This window comes from Arthrobacter sp. TJ-266, from assembly GCF_058269115.1.
This window is the reverse complement of the sequence record NZ_JBZCNC010000001.1, coordinates 15,005-35,042: the sequence shown is the minus strand read 5'-3', so window position 1 is coordinate 35,042 and position 20,038 is coordinate 15,005. Positions and strand designations below refer to the sequence as shown.

Sequence of the window (20,038 nt, the reverse complement as noted above, 5' to 3'; positions counted from 1 at the left end):
GAAGCAACCCGAAACGTCGTGGTAGATCGTGCGGTGACCGCATTGGTGCCATTCCCGACGCACGGCTGTACGACGTCATCGCCACGAGCCTGAGCGACGCCACTGCGGCGGGGACCGGGCGGCTTGACGGGTCCGAACGCCCCTGCCTACTGTTCGTATACGATTTCGTACTCGATGAGGAGCAACGGTGGATCAGGTTGACGACGGCATGCTCACTGCCGCCCGCAAGGTCATCGCGGTACACCTCAACTACCCGAGCCGTGCCGCCCAGAGGGGCCGCACCCCCGAGCAGCCCTCGTACTTCCTGAAGCCGACGTCCTCCCTCGCTCTCTCCGGGTCCCACGTCGAACGCCCCGCCGGCTGCGAGCTGCTGGGCTTCGAGGGCGAGGTCGCGATCGTCATCGGCAGCACGGCGCGGAGGGTCTCCGTCGAGGACGCCTGGGGTCACGTGCGCGGGGTCACCGCGAGCAACGATCTCGGCGTCTACGACCTCCGCTACGCCGACAAGGGCTCCAACCTGCGGTCCAAGGGCGGCGACGGCTTCACGCCGGTGGGTCCGGCCCTCCTGCCCGCCGACGCCGTGGACCCCGCCGCGCTGCGCCTGCGCAGCTGGCACAACGGCACCCTCGTGCAGGACGACACCACGGCCGGGCTGCTCTTCCCCTTCGACCGCCTGGTCGCCGACCTCTCGCAGCTCATCACGCTCGAACCCGGCGACATCATCCTCACCGGCACACCCGCGGGTGCCTCCGTGGCCGTCCCTGGTGACGTTCTCGAGGTCGAGGTCACCGCGGGCGCTCTCTCGACCGGACGGCTGACCACCACCGTCACCGACGGTACGGAGCCACTGGCCGTGTTCGGTGCGCGGCCCGTGGCCGACGACCTGCAGCGGGAGGAGGCCTACGGGTCGCGCGAGGCGGCCGGTCTCCCGCCGTCGTCCCCCGCGCTGTCCCCCGAGCTCCGGGGGAAGCTCGAGAGCGTCGCGACGGCGACGCTCTCCTCGCAGCTGCGCAAGCGCGGCCTGAACAACGTCAGCATCGACGGCCTGACGTCCACGCAGCCGGGCCGCCGCGTCGTCGGGCTCGCGCGCACGCTCCGGTACGTGCCGAACCGCGAGGACCTGTTCGCGGCGCACGGCGGCGGCTTCAACGCGCAGAAGCGCGCCATCGACACGGTGAACGACGGCGAGATCCTCGTCATGGAGGCGCGCGGCGAGAAGGGCACCGGCACGATCGGCGACATCCTCGCCCTCCGCGCACAGGTACGCGGCGCCGCCGCCGTCATCACCGACGGCGGTGTGCGGGACATCGCCGCGGTGACCGCCCTCGACATGCCCACCTACTACGCCAACCCCCACCCCGCCGTGCTCGGCCGGCGCCACATCCCCTGGGACACCGACGTCACCATCGCCTGCGGCGGCACCACCGTGCAGCCCGGCGACATCATCGTGGCGGACGCCGACGGCATCCTCGTGGTCCCGCCCGCTCTCGCCGAGGAGGTCGCCGACGACGCCCTGGCGCAGGAACGGGAGGAGACGTTCATCGCCGAGATGGTGACGGCCGGGCACGGCGTCGACGGCCTGTACCCGCTGAACGCGCAGTGGCGGCTCCGGTACGAGGCCTGGCGGTCCGATGACTGACCTCGCCGACGTCTCAGAGGGCACCGCGCCCTCGGGCAGCAAGTCGCAGCAGGCGTACACGGCGGTGAAGCGCGCGATCATCGACGGCGCCTATCCTCCCGGGCACCGGCTGGTGCTCTCGAAGATCGCCGACGAGCTCGGCGTCAGCGTGGTCCCGGTCCGCGAGGCCATCCGCCGCCTCGAGGCCGAGGGGCTCGTGACGTTCGAGCGGAACGTGGGCGCCACCGTCGCCGGCATCGACCCCACGGAGTACCTGTACACGATGCAGACGCTCAGCCTCGTCGAGGGGGCCGCGACGTCGCTCTCGGCGCCCTTCATGGGTCCCGGGGACATCGCACGGGCCCGCGCCGTCAACGAGCGGATGCGCGCGAGCCTCGCGGACTTCGACCCGCTGCTGTTCACCGAGCTCAACCGGGAGTTCCACGCGATCCTCTTCGAGCGCTGCCCGAACCCGCACATCCTCGACCTCGTGCAGCGCGGCTGGAACCGCCTCGCGCTGCTGCGCGCGTCGACCTTCCGCTTCGTGCCGCACCGCGCGCCCGACTCCGTGGAGGAACACGAGCGGCTGCTCGCCCTCATCGAATCGGGGGCGGGCGCGGACGACGTCGAACGGGCGGCCCGCGCGCACCGCAGCGCCACCCTCGATGCCTACCTGGCGCACGCCGGTGCGCCCCAACCCACCCATCACGACGGCGGCGATCCCGCCCACGAGCCCCGTTAGGACCACCATGACGACCACCAGCGCAGCCTCGCAGCACTTCGTCCCCGACGGCCTGCCGTCCCACCTCCAGCACTACATCGGTGGCCGTTTCGTCGACTCGATCGGTGGAGCCACCTTCGATGTGCTCGACCCGGTCTCGAACCGGAACTACGCCACGGCCGCAGCGGGCCAGAAGGAGGACGTCGACGCCGCCGTGGCCGCGGCCCGTGACGCCTTCACCAACGGCCCCTGGCCCCGCATGAAGCCGCGCGAACGCGCCCGCGTGCTCAACCGCATCGCCGACGCCGTCGAGGCACAGGAGGCGCGCCTCGCCGAGCTCGAGACGTTCGACACCGGTCTGCCCATCACGCAGGCGAAGGGGCAGGCCCTGCGCGCCGCGGAGAACTTCCGGTTCTTCGCGGACCTCATCGTGGCCCAGTTCGACGACGCCATGAAGGTGCCCGGCGCGCAGATCAACTACGTGAACCGCAAGCCCATCGGCGTGGCCGGGCTCATCACCCCCTGGAACACGCCCTTCATGCTGGAGTCCTGGAAACTCGCGCCCGCCCTGGCCACCGGCAACACCGTGGTGCTGAAACCCGCCGAGTTCACGCCGCTCTCCGCCTCCCTCTGGGCGCAGATCTTCACGGACGCGGGCCTGCCGGACGGCGTGTTCAACCTCGTGAACGGCCTCGGTGAGGAGGCCGGCGACGCCCTCGTGAAGCACCCCGACGTGCCGCTGATCTCCTTCACGGGCGAGACCACCACGGGCCGGACGATCTTCCGGAACGCCGCCGAGCACCTCAAGGGGCTCTCCATGGAGCTCGGTGGCAAGTCACCCTGCATCGTCTTCGCCGACGCCGACCTCGACGCCGCGATCGACTCCGCGCTCTTCGGGGTGTTCTCGCTCAACGGCGAGCGCTGCACCGCCGGGTCCCGGATCCTGGTCGAGCGTCCCGTGTACGACGACTTCTGTGAGAAGTACGCGGCCCGCGCGAAGGCCATCGTCGTGGGCGACCCCCAGGACGCGGCCACCGAGGTCGGCGCGCTCGTCCACCCCGTTCACTTCGACAAGGTGGCCTCCTACGTGGAGATCGGCAAGACCGAGGGCCGGCTGCTCGCCGGTGGCGGACGCCCGGACCACCTTCCCGAGGGCAACTACATCGCCCCCACGGTCTTCGCGGACGTCCTCCCGAACGCGCGGATCTTCCAGGAGGAGATCTTCGGGCCCGTCGTCGCCATCACCCCCTTCGACACCGACGCCGAGGCCCTCCAGCTCGCGAACAACACCCGGTACGGCCTCGCCGCCTACGTCTGGACGAAGGACCTCACCCGGGCCCACACGTTCTCGCAGGACGTCGAGGCGGGCATGGTCTGGCTCAACAGCCACAACGTCCGGGACCTCCGCACCCCCTTCGGTGGGGTCAAGGCCTCCGGCCTCGGCCACGAGGGCGGCTACCGCTCCATCGACTTCTACACGGACCAGCAGGCCGTGCACATCACGCTCGGCACGGTGCACACGCCGAAGTTCGGCAGCATCGACGCCTCCGCCCGGAACGAGGGCTGACCGGTGACCCACGCGCCCGCATCCCGCATCCCCACGCCGTCCGTCCCCGCGCCCGACATCGTCCGCTGCGCGTACATGGAGATCGTCGTCACCGACCTCGCACGCTCGCGGCAGTTCTACGTGGACGTCCTCGGCCTGCACGTCACCGAGGAGGACGACGACGCCATCTACCTGCGCTCCCTCGAGGAGTTCATCCACCACAACCTCGTGCTGCGGAAGGGACCCGTGGCGGCCGTCGCCGCCTTCGCCTACCGCGTGCGGACGCCCGAGGACGTGGACGCCGCCGAGGCCTACTACCGGGAGCTCGGCTGCCGCACCGAACGCCGTCCGAGCGGCTTCACGAAGGGCGTGGGCGATTCCGTGCGCGTGGAGGACCCCCTGGGCTTCCCCTACGAGTTCTTCCACGCCGTCGATCACGTGGAACGCCTCACGCAGCGCTACGACCTCTACTCGGCGGGCGAGCTGGTGCGCCTCGACCACTTCAACCAGGTGACCCCGGACGTACCGCGCGGCCAGGCGTACCTCGAGGACCTCGGCTTCCGCGTCTCCGAGGACATCCAGGACTCCGACGGCGTCACCTACGCCGTGTGGATGCACCGCAAGCAGACCGTGCACGACACCGCCCTCACCGGCGGCAACGGTCCCCGCATGCATCACGTGGCCTTCGCGACCCACGAGAAGCACAACATCATCCAGATCTGCGACAAGATGGGCGCCCTGCGGATCAGCGACCGCATCGAGCGCGGACCCGGGCGCCACGGTGTCTCGAACGCCTTCTACCTCTACATCCTGGACCCTGACGACCACCGCATCGAGATCTACTGCCAGGACTACTACACGGGCGACCCCGACAACCCGACCATCACCTGGGACGTGCACGACAACCAGCGCCGCGACTGGTGGGGCGACGCCGTCGTGCCGTCCTGGTACTCGGAGGCCTCCCTGGTCCTCGACCTCGACGGCAACCCGCAGCCGGTGGCGGAGCGCGAGGACCGCAGCGAGCAGGCGGTCACGGTGGGTGCGGACGGGTTCTCCTACACGCGCAGGGACGACGGCGGCGCGCCGGCCGAGGGCTTCAAGCTCGGCAACCAGCTCTAGACGACTCCAGGAACAGCTCCGACACGCACCGTACCGCCGCCCCCTTCCGGAAAGGATCCCCATGCTCGAGCCGCACGTGATCAGCGAGATCGCCGACGAGCTCCTCCACGCCGCCCGCACGCGGACGCCGGTCCCGCTGCTCACCGCCCGCCACCCGGGCATGACGGTGGAGGATTCCTACGCCGTGCAGCGCCTCTGGCGCCAGCGGAACGTGGACGCCGGCCGCACGCTCGTGGGGCGGAAGATCGGGCTCACCAGCCGCGCCATGCAGGTGGCCACGGGGATCACCGAGCCGGACTACGGGTCCATCTTCGACGACATGGTGTTCCAGACGGGCTGCTCGGTGGAGTGGGAGCGCTACACGAGACCGAGGGTCGAGGTCGAGCTGGCGTTCGTGCTCAAGGACGACCTCACCGGTCCGGGTTGCACCCTCTTCGACGTCCTCAACGCCACCGATTACGTGGTGCCCGCCCTGGAGATCCTGGATTCGCGGATCGAGATGGAGGGCCGCACCATCGTGGACACCATCTCCGACAACGCGGCGATGGGCGCCATGGTGGTGGGCGGCAGGCCGGTGAGGCCCGACGCCGTCGACCTCCGGTGGGTCGCCGCCATCCTGTACAAGAACCAGGTGGTGGAGGAGACCGGCGTCGCGGCCGGTGTCCTCGACCACCCCGCCGCCGGCGTGCACTGGCTCGCGAACAAGATCGCCGCGCACGACGACGGGCTGAAGGCCGGGGACATCATCCTGACGGGTTCCTTCACCCGGCCACTCTGGGTGGACCGCGGCGATACCGTCCACGCGGACTACGGACCGCTGGGAGCCGTCACGTGCCGCTTCCACTAGAGCCGACGTTCGCCGCCGCACTCGCCACGGCGGGACGTCCGCTCGCGGGGATGTGGGTGTGCTCCGGCAGCCCGCTGGTCGCCGAGCTCTGCGCCGGGTCCGGGTTGGACTGGCTGCTGATCGACGCGGAGCACAGCCCCAACGGCCTCGAGTCCGTGCTCGCCCAGCTCCAGGCCGTCCACGGGTATCCGGTGCAGGTGCTCGTCCGGCCGCCGGTCAATGACACCGTGCTCATCAAGCAGTACCTGGACCTCGGGGTGCAGAACCTCCTGATCCCGATGGTGAATTCCGCCGCGGATGCCGTGGCCGCCGTCGCCGCCACCCGCTACCCGCCCCTCGGGGTGCGCGGCGTCGGCTCGGCCCTCGCCCGGGCCGCCCGCTGGAACAGGGTGCCGGACTACCTCGCCACGGCGTCGTCGACCATCAGCGTGACGGTGCAGATCGAGTCCGCCGCCGCCGTCGACGCCGTCGATGACATCCTCGCGGTGGACGGCGTGGACGCGATCTTCCTCGGCCCCTCGGACCTCGCAGCGTCCATGGGCCTTCTCGGCCAGCAGGAACACCCCGACGTGCGCGCCGCCGTCGAGCACTGCCTCGCAGCTGCCACCCGTGCCGGGACACCGGCCGGGGCCAACGCCTTCACCCCGGCCACGGCGCGGCACTACCTGGACGTCGGTGCCCGGTTCGTCCTCGTGGGAGCCGACGTCGCGCTCCTCGCGCGGGGCTCGGAGGCGTTGGCCGCCGCGTACGTGCCCGCGTCCGAGGCCGGTTCGGCGGCCGGTCCAGCGACCGACGGCGACCCGGCGAGTTACTAGGCCACGTCAGATGGTGGGCACCGTTCCGCCGTCGATGACGTACTCGGCGCCGACGATCGACGATGCCCGATCGGACACCAGGAAGGCCGCGAGATCGGCCACCTCCTCCGGCCTGGCGAAGCGGCCGAGCGGAACCCCGCCGAGGGAGTCGAAGATCCTCTGCCGTGCTTCCTCCCGGCCGAGATCGCTGCCCAGGGCGATCCGGTCAACCAGCCGCTCGTAGCCTTCCGTCTCGATGCCACCGGGGCTGATCGCGTTGACCCTGATCCCGTGAGGCGCGACCTCCTTCGCGAGTCCCTTGCTGTAGGTACGGAGCGCGGCTTTCGATGCGGCATAGGCAAGAGATGCCTCGAACTGGGGCATCCGGTTCTGGATCGAGGTGAAGTGGACCACCGCACCTGAACCGGCGCGGATCATGGCCGGGAGCAGCGCCCGGTCGAGCCGCACAGCCCCCAGGAGGTTGAGCTGGAGTTCCGCCAGCCACTGCTCGTCGTCGATGACCGCGAAGCCGCCCGCTGGTGTCGACGAACCACCCACGACGTGCACGAGGACGTCCACGCCGCCCGCCTCCGCCAGCCGTGCGGCAACGTCCTGCGCTCCGATGACGGTCGAGGTGTCGGCCCTGATGAACCGGTCCACGACGTCCTCACCATCGGGGATCGACCTCGCCGTCACGAAGACATCCGCACCGAGTTCACGGAGCCGCGCGACCACCGCCCTGCCGGCCCCCTTCGTCCCTCCTGTGACGAGCGCACGGCGTCCGTCCAGTCGATCGCGCGTGGTGGGCACCGCCCGCGCGGGTGACTCACGTTGCTGGGACCGGAGAGTTGCGTTGGCTCCTCCTCCCGCGGTCATGATGCCTGCCCGATCGACAGACCGATGACGGCGTCGTCCTGCTGGGTGAAGGTGAAGGAGAAGGTGAGCGGGCCTCCGGGGAACTCGCCGTCGACCGAGGCCACGAGGCGATCCACGGCATAGGAGGTCGGCGTGATGACGATCATCGGCTCGATCTGGTGGACCGTGATCCACTCACGCACCGCTGCCTCGGTGTCGTAGGTGGTGCCGTCGTCGACGACGGTCGCGCCGGGCGCGAAGACGTCGAAGAGCGCCTCGGCGTCGTGGGCATTCGTGGCTGCCACGAACCGGCGGACAGCTGTCGGGAGGGTGATGTCAGGCATGGTGTCTCTTTCTCGTCGAAGGAGCTTCAACCGTATCAAGTACTGTCCTGTAGGACAATACTTTGGATCCGCATGCGCAGACGGGTGCCGATAGAGTGCTCGAATGGCGACGACGAACGAGGATCCCGACGTGGAGCAGCCGCAATCTCTTACCCCCGGGAACTTTCCCTACCGGTCGAAGCTCCTTGCGAACCTCAGCGCACTGATCCTGCTGTGGAACTCGCCTGCGCTGCAGGGCCAGATACTCGCGAAGAGCGGTGAGTCGCTGGATCAGCCCTCGCACCAGACCCTCCGGCTCCTCCTCGCCTGGGGATCGATGCGGCCGACCGCGCTCGCGGACGAACTCGGCGTGGGGGCGTCGTACATCAGCAAGATCGTGGGTCGACTCGAAGAAGCCGGACTGGTGGAACGGACGGCCGACCCGTCCGATCGCCGCGCGAATCTGATTCGCCTGACCGACGCAGGAACGGAGGCCGCCCGCGGCGTCTACGCACTGGGGGATCGCATGATCTCCGAAGTGCTCGACGATTGGTCACCCTCGGACATCCGGCGTTACACCGATCTGACGGAACGCTTCGTCGACGACGCCATCAGGTCCGCCGCACTCATGCGTGCGCGGGGCCTCCGCCCGGCCTACGAGGACACGGCCCACACCGACGCGCCGCCGTCGAGCTCCTGACGATCGGCCGGGCTGACCGCGCTCAAGAGGTTCGGCAAGCCCTCCGACGTCGGCGGGCTCGTCGCGTGGATCGCCAGCGACGCCGCCGCCTACATGACCGGATCCACGGTGAACATCGACGCCGGCTGGACGGCCTGACGTCTCAGGGAGCGCGATGGTCGGGCGCAGGCCTGACCATCGGAGGGCTGAGGTACTCGCTGGCGACCCTGAAGACGGCGGCGGGAGCACCCTTGGAACGCGCCACCTTCTTCCCGGTGTCCGCCAGGGCAGTGCTCATCTTCCGGGTGAAGTTCCCGGGGTCCAGCTTCTCGGTGTTCCACACCGCCTCGTAGACGTGGCGCAACTGGTACAGGGCGAACTCCTCGGGGACGAGCCTGGCCGCGGCCAGCGTGTACTCGATCTTGCCGGCCAGCCGCTCGAGCGCGGCGGCGAGGATCTCCCGGTGGTCGAACGCCAGGTGCTCCCCGGCGAGAACGTCGTGGACGGGCCGCCAGCGCGCCGCGGTGGCGTCACTGCCGGGCCGGAGTGCGGGCAGTTCCCGGCCGTCGGTGGCGAGGAGCGCGAGGTGCGCCACCGACACCACGCGGCGGCGCGGATCGCGGGCGGGCGAGCTGAAGGTGGCGAGCTGCTCCACGTGGGCACGGTGCGCCCCGAGATCCAGGCCCGTCTCCTCCTCGAGCTCCCGCCACGCGGCCTGCAGCGCGTCCTCATGCGGCTCGACGAACCCTCCCGGAAGGGCCAGGGCCCCCTCGAAGGGCTGGCCGGCGCGTCGCACCAGGGCGGCGTGCAGTGTGCTGCCCTCGACGGCGAAGACGACGAGATCCACGGTCAGCGCCACGGAGGGGTAGGTCGTCGTCCCGCCCTCGGAAGACTCCACCCCGCCACCGCTCATCGGGCGCGCTCCGGCGGGACACGAGCGTCCCCAGCGGGGACGGAAGAGCGGGTGCGCTGTGGGATCACCCGGTCAATCATCCCCGCCGGGGCATGAGGGCACCAGTCAGGCGGGTACGGGCGTGGCCGCGGTGGCGGTCTCCGTCCCGGCCCTGCGGCTCCGGGTCCAGTCGATGAGCCCGTAGACGCACAGTGCGGTGAAGCCGATGTACAACAGCGCGGTGAGGTTCAGGCCGCGTGAGAAATACAGCGGGATGGAGACGAGGTCGACGACGATCCAGACGTACCAGTGCTGGAAGATCTTCTTCGCCTGACCGTAGGTGGCGAGCAGGGAGGCCGCGAGGATGAAGGCGTCCGGCCAGGGGACCTGCGAGTCGGTGGCGCGCGTGAGGATCATGGCGATCCCCACCGTGGCGAGGGCGACGACGGCGACGCCGGTCAGCGCCTCGCGACGCGTGGCGTCCCTGATGGGCAGGTCGCCGCTCCTCTGCGTACCCCTGGCTCCCCGGACCCAGTTGAACCACCCGTACACGGCCACGGAGGCGAAGACCGCCTGGAGGACGGTCTCGGCGTAGAGCCCCGCGCCGAAGAACAGGATCATGAACGCGATGTTGTTGACGATCCCCACCGGCCAGTTCCAGATCCTCTGCCGGGCCACGCCGTAGACACACGCTGCACCGGTGACGAAGCCGATGACCTCGATCCAGCTGACGGGTGCCCCCAACAGCTGTGCTGCCGGTGATGACATCCAGGTGACCACTGCATCCATGTCCCGCTCCTCATATTTTGTCAGTGTGACAATGAGTAGTGTACGGCGGGGAGGAAGGAAGCGGAAGACTCCTCCGCAGCTCGCTCCTCATCGCCTCTCACTCCCGCCTCCATCACGGCGCCTGTCAACCCCCGTCGAGCGCTGGCCACCGACTGCCGGGATGCCGCACGATGGGGACGTCAGACCGCGACGGTGGAAGCATCGCAGCGCGGATCAACAGTCCGATCGAAGGAGTGCTATCCATGGCAGATCTCGGTGGAATGGCTGACAAGGCCAAGGACGCGGCTCAGGACCACCCGGAACAGGTGGATCAGGCCAAGGACAAGGCGAAGGACGCCCTACCTGGTCAGGACGACACGTAGGGCTCGAGAACGGCTGAGGCCCGGCCGGCGTGACAACGCCGACCGGGCCTCATCTACGACCGCGTGCCGATCCACCGCACGCGAGACGCCGTCACCATGCCGTCACCGTACGAGGTCGTAGATCACCTTCATGACCCCGTTGGAGTACGTCTCCGACTCGAGGAGGCGTAGGGGCCGGCTGTCGTTGTCCTCCACGCTGAAGAGCCGCTTCCCCGAACCCAGGAGCACCGGGAAGACCAGCAGGTTGTACCGGTCGATCAGATCGGCCTCGGACAGCGTGCGCGCCAGTTCCGCGCTCCCGTGGATGAAGATGGCTCCGCCGTCGCTCTGCTTCAGCGCCGCGACGTCCTCCGTGGAACGGAGGAGCTCCGTGGCACCCCAGCCGTCGATCAGCGATCCCTCGTCGAGCGTCGTCGAGACCACGTACTTGGGAAGATCCCGGTACGCCGCGTGGTCCTCGGAGTCCCGCCAGATCGGGGCGAACGCCTCGTAGCTGCGACGCCCGAACATGAGCGCCGTGGTCTCCTGCAGCTCGTCCTCCTTCAGCGAGAACGCCTCGGGGAGCATCTCGGTGCGGAGCACCCACCCACCGTTGCGATGCCCCTCACTGACGTCACCCGGTGAATCGGCAACACCGTCCAGTGACATGAAACCCGTCCAGACCAACTCCCGCGCCATGCCTGATCCTCTCGTCGACCCGAAGCTCCACAGCTACAGGAACACCGCTCGACGGACAAGTCCTGCAGGCACCCGGGACCGCGCCTCAGGCGCGGCCGGTCCTGCATCGGTACGTCCCCAGGGCGACCACGGACGGCGCGCTCATGGCCGGCCCTGCTCCTCGGCCCGGTCGATCGCCTTCGCCAGGCGATCGCGCTCGCTGCGGACCCAGCTCCCGCCGTCGTAGTTCTGCATGAAGGATTCGGCGAAGTCCGCGGGGTCCGCCCCGACGACGTCGCGAAGGGGGGTGCCCGCCGCCACGCTCTGCTCCAGCAGGTCGGCGAGGTCCGTCAGCATGGCGATGAGGCTGTCGCTGTCGGAGCTCGGGCCGAGGTTCAGGACATAGCGCTCGAGCGCCCCCGCTGCCTCGCGATAGCCATCGGGCAGGGTGCGCACGCGTTCCTTGTACTCGCGGTACTGCTTCTTGGCGGCGAGATCGCCGACGATCTTCTCGATCCACATGGTCATGCGCCTTCTTTCCTGAGGGTGTTCAGATGATCGGAGAGGAAGTCCCAGGTTCTCCAGAACTCGGTGAGGTACTGCTGTCCCAGCTCGTTGAGCGAGTAGACCTTGCGCGGCGGCCCCTTCTCGGAGGGAGCTTTTCGGACGTCCACCAGGCCGCGTTGCTCGATGCGGATGAGCAACGCGTAGACGGTGCCCTCCGCGATGTCCGTGAAGCCCTTCTCCCTCAGCCACCCGGTGATCTCGTAGCCGTAGGCGGCCCTGCCCGACAACGTGGCCAGGACCATGCCCTCGAGCGTGCCCTTGAGCATCTCGGTCATCTGCTTGCTCATGCGCCCCCCAGCTAGTGAGTGATACTCAGTACCGTGTAGTCGCTACATAGTAGGACTAGGTTCCGGTACTCAGCAAGAGCAGGTAGCGGCGAGGTTAGGCTCGTTCCGTGTCCGCCGACAACTCATCCAGTGCACTGCCCCCGCCCGGCTCCACCCCGCGCCGCACCGCCGTCGTCGCCGTCGTGGTCGCCGTCGTGTCCACGGCCGTGACTGCCGCCTGCCTCGTGGTGGCCTGGAGGGTCACCGGCGAGCGCGGCGCGGTCATCTCGCTCGTCTCGAATGTCGTGCTGATGACGTGGTCCGCCGTCGTCGGGGTCCCGCGCAGTGGCCTGACGGCGTCGTGGTTCCGCGTGCGCGCCTGCGAGCCCCGGGTGTACAAGGTGCTCGGGGTGCGGATCTTCGACCGCATCCTGTCCGTGATCGGCTGGAACCGCCTGATCGAAGCGGAGCGGGCGTTCGACGGCTCCCGCGCGGGCCTCGCCGCTCTCGACCACGACACGCGCCGCTCCGAGGTGGCGCACCTGGCCTGCATCGCCGTCGTGATGGTCGTCGCCGTGCTCGCCGTCACCGCGGGGCTGTGGACCAGCGCCGCCTGGCTGCTGGGCCTCGCGATACCGCTGCATCTCTACCCCGTGGGCCTGCAGCGCCTGCTGCGCTCGAGGATCGATCGCATCGCCGAGCTCGAAGCCCGCACCGCGAACCCCTGATCCGCGCGGACCGGGGTCATCAGCGGTGTCGGGTGCCATTCGCGGGAAGGGTTCGCAGGTGCACGCGGTTGTCGCCTGCAGGCACCATCGAGACGCAGTATCCGATGCACCACCAGGAGGACCCATGAACATCGTCATCACCGGAGCGACCGGACAGCTCGGCCGTCTCGTCATCGAGCAGCTGCTGGCACGCGGGGTGGACCCGTCCACCATCACGGCCGGCGGCCGCAACGAGCAGGCACTCGCCGACCTGGCCGCACGCGGCGTCCGCACCGCGCGGGTGGACTACGCGGACCCGTCCACCATCGACGACGCCGTTGCCGGCGCGGACAAGGTGCTGCTGATCTCGGGCAACGAGGTGGGTCAGCGCTCGGTGCAGCACAAGGCCGTGATCGACGCGACACGCAAGGTCGGCGCCGAACTCCTATACACCAGCGCACCCCGCGCGACGTCGACGGACCTCGTGCTCGCCCCCGAGCACGCCGCCACCGAAGGGCTGCTGCAGGGTTCGGGGCTGACCTACACTGTGCTGCGCAACAACTGGTACACGGAGAACTACGCCGACACCATCCGCCGCGCGGCCTCGGAGGGCCGGATCGTCGCCAGCTCCGGCGCGGGCAAAGTGGCGAGTGCTTCCCGCGTCGACTACGCGGAGGCCGCCGCGGTCGTCCTGCTCTCCGACGAGTACGCCGGCGAGATCCTCGAGCTCGGCGGTGACGCCCCCTGGGACGTCGAGGAGCTGGCGTCCACCGTCGCAGCGGTGGCCGGCCGTGACGTGACGGTCACGCAGCTGAGCACGGAGGAGCACGTGACCGCCCTCACCGAGGCAGGGCTCGACGCCGACACCGCCGGCTTCGTCGCCGCGCTCGACGCCAACATCGCGGCCGGGTGCCTCTCGGACAGCGACGGCACGCTCAGCCGGATCATCGGGCGCCCGACGACGCCGCTGAAGGAGTACGTGGCGGCGCTGCTCGCGGAGTAGGAACGCGGGGGCAACGTCGGATCGACGACAGCGCTCGACGCCGTCGACCGCTCCTTCTCGCGGCGTCGATCCAAGCGCTGACGTCCGAGATCGGGGGATGCAGCGCCGCCCACGACTGGTACCGTATCCAGTACAACTAGGAGGAACATCATGGCAATCACGGCATCCGAGGCACGGCGCGACCTGTTCGGCCTCATTGAGCAGGTGAATCTGGACCACACCGAAGTGGAGATCATGTCCCGGCGAGGAGCAGCCGTGCTCATGTCGAAGGACGAATACGATGCACTGGTCGAGACGAGCTACCTGCTCCGCTCCCCGGAGAACGCTCGGCGCCTGCTTGCCGCACTCACATCTGCCCGAACCGATGCGACCTCTGATCACGACCTGACCGAGCCGTGACCTCGCGCCGACTCCTCTGGGTCGATGAGGCATGGGAGGACTACCTCTACTGGCAGAGCCAGGACCGCAAGACGCTCCGGAGGATCAACACGCTGATCGAAGACATCCGAAGGGGAGACCCCTTCGAGGGGATCGGCAAACCCGAGCCTCTCAAACACGTACTCGCCGGAACATGGTCACGACGTATCGACGAGGTCAATCGTCTCGTGTACACCGCGGACGATCACACGGTGATCCTCCTCCAGGCCAGGTATCACTACTGACATCACCGTGGTCGTCATCCCGCGACCGGCAAGGTGAGTAGCTTCCGTTGTCGCGCGTGGAACGCGCCGGCTGGACCGCTAGAGCTGGTCCTCCAGGTGGAACACCTCATCCAGGCGCACGAAGCCTTCGTCCGGCCGGCCCTCGAGTGCGACGAAGAACGGTGCCATGTCCGCCTGCCACCGGGCGTTGACCTCCGTGGCGGCCATGGCCGCCTGCGAGGCGGCGAAGTCCTCGCACTCCACGTAGCCGATCAGCAGGCCGTCGGGCCGGAGGAACAGCGAGTAGTTGTGCCACCCGGTGTCCTTGAGCGCCCGCGCCATGTCCGGCCAGATCGCCGCATGGCGGGCGCGGTACTCGGGAATGCGTTCGGGCCGCACCTGCAGCTGGAAGCACGCGCGTTCCATCAGCTACCCACACCCATCGTGCCGGTGTATCCGGACTTCCCGGCCTGCTTACCGCTGTGCTTGACCTTCAGGACGAACTCGGTGGCGGTCACGGAACCCTGCGAGTTCGTGAGGACGGCGGTGTACCGGTAGGTGCCGTTCGGCTTGTCGACGACCAGGAAGCGCGCCTGCTGTGCCCCCACGGTGGTGAGGTCCTGCGCCTGCTCCTCGACGAGCACCCCGTCCTCGTACAGCGCGATCGACGCCGCTCGGGGACCGTCGGCCACGGTGACGGTGAGCGCGTAGTCGTCGTCCGCAGGTCCGCGCACCGCGAGCCGCTCGTGCGTCAGGTCGCCGCCCGCGGGCGGCGCGGTCTCCGTGTCCGTCGGCGGATCGGGCCGCGGTTCCCCGAGGAGTACCACCTCGAGGGTGCTGCCCTCCGTGGGCCACTCGCTGCGCGGGAGGTCCCGGTTCTCGCCGAGGCTCTCCCAGCGGAGCACGTACCTCCCGCGCTCCGTGGCCGTGCCACCGATGTCACCTCGATCCTTCATCACGTTGACCTGCATCCCCGGGTAGGCGGAGCGGACCGTCGACACCTCGCTAGGCAGCGTGGGCGTGGGCACCTGCGTGATCGGCTTCAGCTGATCGTCGATGACGATGCTGGTCTTCGCCCCGAAGCAGCCGAAGTCCACACGCACGTCACCGTTGGGCAGCACGCTGGAACCCTGCATGACCACCTCGAAGATCAGCGTGCCGTTCCCACCGAACTGCCACCGCCCGTCCCAGTCGCTGATCTGGCTGATGTCCCAGTCCTCGCCGCCCGAGGCAGCGGACGGGCGGGCCGCGTACACCTGCGACGCGCCGTCGTCGTCGTACTTGTGGTAGGTGATGAGCACGTTGTCCTCGGCGTCGAACCCGATCTTCGCGTTGCCGTTGAGCAGGCCCGCGTAGTCCGGAACGGGATCGACGACGTCGCCCGCGCCGTACGTGAACGGGGTGGCGAGCGGGTTGCCGGCGGCGTCCGTCCAGGAGACGAGGTCCTCGCTCTTGGCGTACGTGAGCATGCTGTTGGTCGCAGCGTCCGGGGTGTCGCGCCATACCCAGAGCAGGTGGAACAACCCGTCCGGCCCGAGGGTGGGGCCCTGGAAGTAGGAGTTCCACGTGCCCGTCGGATTGCCCGCGGAGCCGTTGCCGTTGAACAGCGGCTGGTCGATCAGCCGCTCCCAGGCACCCGTGGCTTCGTCGTAGACGTTGAAGTAGGTGACCCCGCTGCCGCTGCCACCGTTGCGGTAGCTGAAGACGAGCGAGCCGTCCTTCCGGTTCACGAACTCGGGGTAGGTGACGGAGTTCTCCGTGCCGGCGCTGATCATGGTTGTCACGCGGGTGAGCGTGGAGATGTCGCCGCCGGGAGCGGTCCTGAAGTAGATGAGCGGCACGTTGTGCATGTTGCCGCTGACGTGCAGCGTCCCGTCGCGGTCCAGACCGAGCGAGATGTAGTTGTGGCTGTCCCAGGCGATCCTCGTCGGTAGCGCCTGGTACTGCCACTCCGATTCGTCGCCGATCTCCTCGCCGAGCGTGCGTGATGCGATCACCATGGTCCGGTCGGCGTCGTAGAACCCGACGTACTGCCGGTCACCGCGCGTCAGGAGGTCCTGCACCACCACCATTCCCGCCCAGGAGATCCCGAGCTCGCTCGAATCGAGCACCTGCTGGCTCTGCTCCGGGAAGGGGTACGCCTCGCCGGGGACCGCGCACTGCAGCGGGCCGGGTGGGAAGACGGGGGGCGAGGACGTCGAGACGGAGAAGGAGTGCCCCACCAGGTTGCCGGTGTTGGAGTACAGGCCGGCCTTGCCGCCCACGCGCGTGGCATCCTGCGGCAGGGGCACGTCCTGGTCGACGACGACGGCGCCGGCGGCGTTGGTGACCGAGACGCCCAGCTGGTTGCCCGGCAGGCGATCCAGCCCGAGCTGCACGCGTGAGCCCGGCCGGACGTCCGGCATGGTGCCGCCGGCAACGGTGGTCCCACCGACGATCGACGTCGAGTTCTGCAGACGCAGCACCTGCCAGCGTGCGGCCTGGGTACCGTTGGTCGACGACGCCGAGACGCGCAGCAGGTAGTAGTTCTGCGTGCCGTCGGCGTTCTGCTGCACGTTCCCGGTCAGACCCACCCACTCACGGCCGTCGCCGGAGAGCGGTTTCAGGGTGACGTCGGCGTCGAGCTCATAGGTGGAGCCGAGGTCCACGCCACTCTGCGTGAGCGTGTTGTTCTGCGGACCCCCGGTGTTGACGAGCGTTCCGTTGCTGATCCCCCAGGTGCCGCGCGCGGTCCAGCCGTTGCCCACCGCGCCGTCGGGCCGCTGGAAGTCGTCGGTGAAGGAGACGCCCTCAGCCGCGGTGACCTCGGCGGACGACGGCGGCGCGGACACCGCGAGCGCCCCGGCGCCGAGAACGGCCGTGGCGAGCCACGCCGTCGCCCGGCGCGCCCTGCTCCTGGTGGTGATCGACTGGGACATGGGACTCCGTTCCGCCACGTCGTCGTGGCTGTTCGTGCGGGGCTACCACCGGGAGTGTTCCGGGGGTCTGCTGAGGATCAGGTGAGGGAGACGTGCCGGTGCTCCACGCCGAGGAGGGAGGCCGCCGCCTTCACGTCGGCTGCGCGATGGCCCACGCAGAGGGCCCAGTGGTGGCCGATGCCGGTCTGGCTCCACTCGTCCACCCACACGCCCGGATCGCCGCCGAAGTCCACGCGTGAGGTCGTGTTGCCGATCGCGAGGAGCGGACCCGGCACCACCGTGCCCTCCGAGGTGATGAAGACATAGGAACCGTCGGGGTCCTGGCCGATCCCGAAGGTGGTGACGGGCCCGTGGCGGACGTCGAACTCCACCGAGACGCCCCAGCCGCGCTTGCCGTGGTAGACGCCGAGGCCGCGCAGTAAGGGGTCGGCGGCGCTCACCGCGAGGTGTGCCGGACCGTCGTGGCCCATCTCCACCACGTTGTCGAAGAAGTTGAGTGCCTGGATCTCCGTGAAGGAGCCGCCTGCGCCCATGGCCTGAGCGGCGAGCATGGCGATGGAGGTGCGCAGCTCGTACTCGCCGGCCATGGGGACGCCGCGAGCCGTCAGGATCGAGGCGCCGAGGATCATGCCGGCACCGAGCCGCTCGTGCTGCTCCCCCGCGAGCCCGCGGTGGTAGTAGGCGAGCGAGTCGAGGTCGAACTCCGTCACGAGGCGGTCGAGCCCCACGGAGACCTTCGCGCCCCACACGAAGTCCTCGTCGATCACGGAGCCGTCCACGGTGAACAGGTTCCGGGCCAGTGCCACGCGCTCGCGCACCTGCTCCTCGGTGACCTCCGCGACGAACTCGCGGAGGTCGTCGAACTCGAGCACCTCCACGTGCGAGCCGAACGTCGTCGAGACGGTGGTGAGATCGGTGGAGACGTCGAGCATGCCCGGGTACACGTGGCCCATCACGCCGTGGCGTGCGTGCCGCAGCCTGCCGCGCACACCGGCAGCGTGCACCCACTGGTTGATGCGCTGCCACGCCGATTCCTGCTTCAGGTGGCCGGAGACGGACCGGAAGGGGATGCCCGCGCGCTTGAACACGTTCGCCACCTCCGGCACCGGGCACTGGCCGCAGTAGGCCAGCCACTTCCCGGTGTCGAAGTTCGCGTGGTCCATGGCCTCGGTGGGCTGGAGGTCGATCACGAGGACCGGCGTCTGCGCGCGCTGCGCGATCGGCAGGACCATCGAGGACGTCAGGTAGGTGGTGAGGAAGATGACGATCAGGTCGCAGTCGGCCTTCCGCAGCTGCTCTGCCGCGAGGGCGGCCTCCCGCGCGTCCGAGACGAAGCCGACGTCGGTGACCTCGGCGTCGAGCTCGTTGAACCGGGCCGTGACGTAGCGCGCCGACTCCTGCAGCTGCGGGAGGAGGTCGGGGAACTGCGGCCAGTACGCGCCGAGCCCTCCCGAGACCAGACCGAGGCGCGTGGGCCTGCGGCGGACCGGCTCGATCAGGTCGGTGAGGACGCGCGGCTGCGCTGCGGCGTCAGGCTGAACGGTCATCTGCACTCCGGGGGGGGGAAGGGGTGGAAGGGACGTGGTGCGGGCGGGGCGCTCACCATGAGCGCCCCGCCCGGGTCGGGACGGCTAGAAGTCGTAGTCGTCGATGTTCTCCGCGTTGAACTGCGTGGGCGGACCGACCAGGACGATCCCGCCCTCGCCGACCTCGCGCTCGCCGAGTTCTCCGGCCTCGAAGGTGTCGCCCGGAGCACCCGTGATGCTGCCGTCCGCGAGGGCCTTGCCCGCGAAGGCGGCCACGTACCCGAGCTGTGCCGGATCCCAGAGGGCGAACTCGGTGACCGTGCCGTCCTCCACGAACGGGCGCATCTCGTTGGGCAGGCCCAGACCGGTCAGCGCCACCTGGCCCTTGTACTCCGAGGTGGAGAGGTAGCGAGCGGTCGCCGCGATGCCAACCGTCGTCGGCGAGATGATCCCCTTGAGGTCCGGATAGGCCTGCAGCAGGCCCTGGGCCTCCTGGAAGGACTTCGTGTCGTCGTCGTCGCCGTAGACCTTCGCCACGAGTTCGATGTTCGCGTAGTCCGGGTTGGCCGCGAGCTCCTCCTCCATGAACGTGATCCATTCGTTCTGGTTGGTGGCGTTGGCCGTGGCCGAGAGGATCGCGATCTCCCCCTCGCCGCCGATCTGCTCCGAGATGAGCTCCAGCTGGATCAGCGCCACGTCCTTCGCGTTGACCTGGCTGACGAAGAGGTCGCGGTAGTCGGGGCTCGTGTCCGAGTCGAACGCCACGATCTTGGCGCCCGCGGTGCGGGCCTCCTCGAGGGCGGGCCCGACGGCGTCGGGATCGTTCGCGGCGATCACGATCACGTTGGTGCCGCGCTGGGTCTCGGCGTTGATGAAGGACACCTGGCTGGAGGCACTGGCGTCGAGGGGACCCACCACCTCGGAGGAGGCGAAGCCGGCCTCCGTCGCGCCGGCCTCCCCGCCGCCGAGGACCACATCCGTGTAGGGGTTGTTGAGCTGCTTGGGGATGAACGTGATGGTCTGCTCGCCGTCCGTGCCGCTGCCGCCCTCTGTGCCGCCGCCTTCGGTGCCTGCGTCGCCGCCGCAGGCGCTGAGGACCAGCGCTGCGCTCGTTGCGAGGGCCGCGAGAGCCACCCGCCGGCGGGTGGAGCCGGAGTGAATAAACCTCATTGTTTCTTCCTTTCGATGAGCGCTGGGGACCAGTCGCC

General features: G+C 69.2%; 23 protein-coding genes. 12 read left to right on the top strand and 11 right to left on the bottom strand.

Annotated elements, in window-relative coordinates:
• The first annotated feature begins 187 nt into the window (after positions 1 to 187).
• From AC4D12_RS00180 to AC4D12_RS00155, 6 genes are all read left to right on the top strand, one after another.
• On the top strand, positions 188 to 1,639 hold the full coding sequence (locus AC4D12_RS00180; RefSeq protein WP_490947771.1) for a fumarylacetoacetate hydrolase family protein: 1,452 nt from the start codon (positions 188 to 190) through the stop codon (positions 1,637 to 1,639).
• Positions 1,632 to 2,360 carry a GntR family transcriptional regulator gene (locus AC4D12_RS00175; protein WP_490947770.1) on the top strand — a complete coding sequence of 243 codons (729 nt, stop codon included), beginning with the start codon at positions 1,632 to 1,634 and terminating at the stop codon, positions 2,358 to 2,360. Before AC4D12_RS00180 ends, AC4D12_RS00175 begins: the two co-directional genes overlap by 8 nt.
• Positions 2,361 to 2,367: 7 nt before the next feature.
• A complete protein-coding gene (gene hpaE, locus AC4D12_RS00170) occupies positions 2,368 to 3,906 on the top strand; it encodes a 5-carboxymethyl-2-hydroxymuconate semialdehyde dehydrogenase (protein ID WP_490947769.1) in 1,539 nt (512 codons plus the stop codon).
• 3 nt (positions 3,907 to 3,909) lie between these two features.
• Complete coding sequence (gene hpaD / locus AC4D12_RS00165) at positions 3,910 to 5,004, top strand: 3,4-dihydroxyphenylacetate 2,3-dioxygenase (RefSeq protein WP_490947768.1); 1,095 nt, start codon at positions 3,910 to 3,912, stop codon at positions 5,002 to 5,004.
• A 61-nt stretch (positions 5,005 to 5,065) separates the two neighbouring features.
• The gene (gene hpaH, locus AC4D12_RS00160; protein ID WP_490947767.1) at positions 5,066 to 5,851 is read left to right on the top strand and encodes a 2-oxo-hept-4-ene-1,7-dioate hydratase; all 786 of its coding nucleotides are present in this window, start codon (positions 5,066 to 5,068) and stop codon (positions 5,849 to 5,851) included.
• Positions 5,836 to 6,666: an HpcH/HpaI aldolase family protein gene (locus AC4D12_RS00155; protein ID WP_490947766.1), complete on the top strand. Its 831-nt coding sequence runs from the start codon at positions 5,836 to 5,838 to the stop codon at positions 6,664 to 6,666. Before hpaH ends, AC4D12_RS00155 begins: the two co-directional genes overlap by 16 nt.
• 6 nt (positions 6,667 to 6,672) lie before the next feature.
• On the opposite strand, the gene AC4D12_RS00150 is transcribed toward AC4D12_RS00155, so the two are convergent.
• Entirely contained in the window at positions 6,673 to 7,521 is an 849-nt protein-coding gene (locus AC4D12_RS00150) for an SDR family oxidoreductase (RefSeq protein WP_490947765.1), read from the bottom strand.
• A complete protein-coding gene (locus AC4D12_RS00145) occupies positions 7,518 to 7,844 on the bottom strand; it encodes a nuclear transport factor 2 family protein (RefSeq protein WP_490947764.1) in 327 nt (108 codons plus the stop codon). The genes AC4D12_RS00150 and AC4D12_RS00145 overlap by 4 nt, the downstream gene beginning before the upstream one ends.
• A 103-nt stretch (positions 7,845 to 7,947) precedes the next feature.
• Here AC4D12_RS00145 and AC4D12_RS00140 point away from each other — a divergent pair, with 103 nt between their 5' ends.
• A complete protein-coding gene (locus tag AC4D12_RS00140; RefSeq protein ID WP_490947763.1) occupies positions 7,948 to 8,523 on the top strand; it encodes a MarR family winged helix-turn-helix transcriptional regulator in 576 nt (191 codons plus the stop codon).
• Between the two features lie 12 nt (positions 8,524 to 8,535).
• On the top strand, positions 8,536 to 8,661 hold the full coding sequence (locus tag AC4D12_RS00135; RefSeq protein ID WP_490948747.1) for an SDR family oxidoreductase: 126 nt from the start codon (positions 8,536 to 8,538) through the stop codon (positions 8,659 to 8,661).
• A 4-nt stretch (positions 8,662 to 8,665) separates the two neighbouring features.
• Here AC4D12_RS00135 and AC4D12_RS00130 read toward each other — a convergent pair whose 3' ends face one another.
• The 5 genes from AC4D12_RS00130 to AC4D12_RS00110 form a co-directional block, all read right to left on the bottom strand.
• Positions 8,666 to 9,400, bottom strand: a complete 735-nt coding sequence (locus AC4D12_RS00130; RefSeq protein ID WP_490947762.1) for an NUDIX hydrolase — start codon at positions 9,398 to 9,400, stop codon at positions 8,666 to 8,668.
• 120 nt (positions 9,401 to 9,520) lie between these two features.
• Positions 9,521 to 10,183, bottom strand: a complete 663-nt coding sequence (gene pnuC, locus AC4D12_RS00125; RefSeq protein WP_490947761.1) for a nicotinamide riboside transporter PnuC — start codon at positions 10,181 to 10,183, stop codon at positions 9,521 to 9,523.
• 464 nt (positions 10,184 to 10,647) lie between these two features.
• Entirely contained in the window at positions 10,648 to 11,223 is a 576-nt protein-coding gene (locus AC4D12_RS00120) for a dihydrofolate reductase family protein (protein ID WP_490947760.1), read from the bottom strand.
• A gap of 141 nt (positions 11,224 to 11,364) precedes the next feature.
• The gene (locus tag AC4D12_RS00115) at positions 11,365 to 11,730 is read right to left on the bottom strand and encodes a DUF1048 domain-containing protein (protein ID WP_490947759.1); all 366 of its coding nucleotides are present in this window, start codon (positions 11,728 to 11,730) and stop codon (positions 11,365 to 11,367) included.
• On the bottom strand, positions 11,727 to 12,056 hold the full coding sequence (locus AC4D12_RS00110; protein WP_490947758.1) for a PadR family transcriptional regulator: 330 nt from the start codon (positions 12,054 to 12,056) through the stop codon (positions 11,727 to 11,729). Before AC4D12_RS00110 ends, AC4D12_RS00115 begins: the two co-directional genes overlap by 4 nt.
• 107 nt (positions 12,057 to 12,163) lie before the next feature.
• Here AC4D12_RS00110 and AC4D12_RS00105 point away from each other — a divergent pair, with 107 nt between their 5' ends.
• The 4 genes from AC4D12_RS00105 (at position 12,164) to AC4D12_RS00090 (ending at position 14,407) form a co-directional block, all read left to right on the top strand.
• Positions 12,164 to 12,763, top strand: coding sequence for a glycosyl-4,4'-diaponeurosporenoate acyltransferase CrtO family protein (locus tag AC4D12_RS00105; protein WP_490947757.1), 600 nt, complete (start codon positions 12,164 to 12,166; stop codon positions 12,761 to 12,763).
• Positions 12,764 to 12,887: 124 nt separating this feature from the next.
• The gene (locus tag AC4D12_RS00100; protein WP_490947756.1) at positions 12,888 to 13,745 is read left to right on the top strand and encodes an NAD(P)H-binding protein; all 858 of its coding nucleotides are present in this window, start codon (positions 12,888 to 12,890) and stop codon (positions 13,743 to 13,745) included.
• 150 nt (positions 13,746 to 13,895) lie between these two features.
• On the top strand, positions 13,896 to 14,144 hold the full coding sequence (locus AC4D12_RS00095) for a type II toxin-antitoxin system Phd/YefM family antitoxin (RefSeq protein ID WP_490947755.1): 249 nt from the start codon (positions 13,896 to 13,898) through the stop codon (positions 14,142 to 14,144).
• Complete coding sequence (locus tag AC4D12_RS00090; protein WP_490947754.1) at positions 14,141 to 14,407, top strand: Txe/YoeB family addiction module toxin; 267 nt, start codon at positions 14,141 to 14,143, stop codon at positions 14,405 to 14,407. Before AC4D12_RS00095 ends, AC4D12_RS00090 begins: the two co-directional genes overlap by 4 nt.
• A 78-nt stretch (positions 14,408 to 14,485) precedes the next feature.
• Here AC4D12_RS00090 and AC4D12_RS00085 read toward each other — a convergent pair whose 3' ends face one another.
• The 4 genes from AC4D12_RS00085 to rhaS form a co-directional block, all read right to left on the bottom strand.
• Entirely contained in the window at positions 14,486 to 14,812 is a 327-nt protein-coding gene (locus tag AC4D12_RS00085) for an L-rhamnose mutarotase (RefSeq protein WP_490947753.1), read from the bottom strand.
• Entirely contained in the window at positions 14,812 to 17,304 is a 2,493-nt protein-coding gene (locus AC4D12_RS00080; RefSeq protein ID WP_490947752.1) for a BNR repeat-containing protein, read from the bottom strand. Before AC4D12_RS00080 ends, AC4D12_RS00085 begins: the two co-directional genes overlap by 1 nt.
• 77 nt (positions 17,305 to 17,381) lie before the next feature.
• Positions 17,382 to 18,851: an arabinose isomerase gene (locus tag AC4D12_RS00075; protein WP_490947751.1), complete on the bottom strand. Its 1,470-nt coding sequence runs from the start codon at positions 18,849 to 18,851 to the stop codon at positions 17,382 to 17,384.
• An 84-nt stretch (positions 18,852 to 18,935) separates the two neighbouring features.
• Complete coding sequence (rhaS, locus tag AC4D12_RS00070) at positions 18,936 to 20,000, bottom strand: rhamnose ABC transporter substrate-binding protein (RefSeq protein ID WP_490947750.1); 1,065 nt, start codon at positions 19,998 to 20,000, stop codon at positions 18,936 to 18,938.
• Positions 20,001 to 20,038: the final 38 nt, after the last annotated feature.

Bases quoted from the DNA above. Each gene is read 5' to 3' on its own strand.
- AC4D12_RS00100 (WP_490947756.1), top strand. From the start codon at position 12,888: ATGAACATCGTCATCACCGGAGCGACCGGACAGCTCGGCCGTCTCGTC.
- AC4D12_RS00140 (WP_490947763.1), top strand. From the start codon at position 7,948: ATGGCGACGACGAACGAGGATCCCGACGTGGAGCAGCCGCAATCTCTT.
- hpaH (WP_490947767.1), top strand. From the start codon at position 5,066: ATGCTCGAGCCGCACGTGATCAGCGAGATCGCCGACGAGCTCCTCCAC.
- AC4D12_RS00085 (WP_490947753.1), bottom strand. From the start codon at position 14,812: ATGGAACGCGCGTGCTTCCAGCTGCAGGTGCGGCCCGAACGCATTCCC.
- AC4D12_RS00110 (WP_490947758.1), bottom strand. From the start codon at position 12,056: ATGAGCAAGCAGATGACCGAGATGCTCAAGGGCACGCTCGAGGGCATG.
- AC4D12_RS00120 (WP_490947760.1), bottom strand. From the start codon at position 11,223: ATGGCGCGGGAGTTGGTCTGGACGGGTTTCATGTCACTGGACGGTGTT.
- pnuC (WP_490947761.1), bottom strand. From the start codon at position 10,183: ATGGATGCAGTGGTCACCTGGATGTCATCACCGGCAGCACAGCTGTTG.
- AC4D12_RS00080 (WP_490947752.1), bottom strand. From the start codon at position 17,304: ATGTCCCAGTCGATCACCACCAGGAGCAGGGCGCGCCGGGCGACGGCG.
- AC4D12_RS00095 (WP_490947755.1), top strand. From the start codon at position 13,896: ATGGCAATCACGGCATCCGAGGCACGGCGCGACCTGTTCGGCCTCATT.
- AC4D12_RS00145 (WP_490947764.1), bottom strand. From the start codon at position 7,844: ATGCCTGACATCACCCTCCCGACAGCTGTCCGCCGGTTCGTGGCAGCC.
- AC4D12_RS00150 (WP_490947765.1), bottom strand. From the start codon at position 7,521: ATGACCGCGGGAGGAGGAGCCAACGCAACTCTCCGGTCCCAGCAACGT.
- hpaE (WP_490947769.1), top strand. From the start codon at position 2,368: ATGACGACCACCAGCGCAGCCTCGCAGCACTTCGTCCCCGACGGCCTG.
- AC4D12_RS00115 (WP_490947759.1), bottom strand. From the start codon at position 11,730: ATGACCATGTGGATCGAGAAGATCGTCGGCGATCTCGCCGCCAAGAAG.
- AC4D12_RS00175 (WP_490947770.1), top strand. From the start codon at position 1,632: ATGACTGACCTCGCCGACGTCTCAGAGGGCACCGCGCCCTCGGGCAGC.
- rhaS (WP_490947750.1), bottom strand. From the start codon at position 20,000: ATGAGGTTTATTCACTCCGGCTCCACCCGCCGGCGGGTGGCTCTCGCG.
- AC4D12_RS00075 (WP_490947751.1), bottom strand. From the start codon at position 18,851: ATGACCGTTCAGCCTGACGCCGCAGCGCAGCCGCGCGTCCTCACCGAC.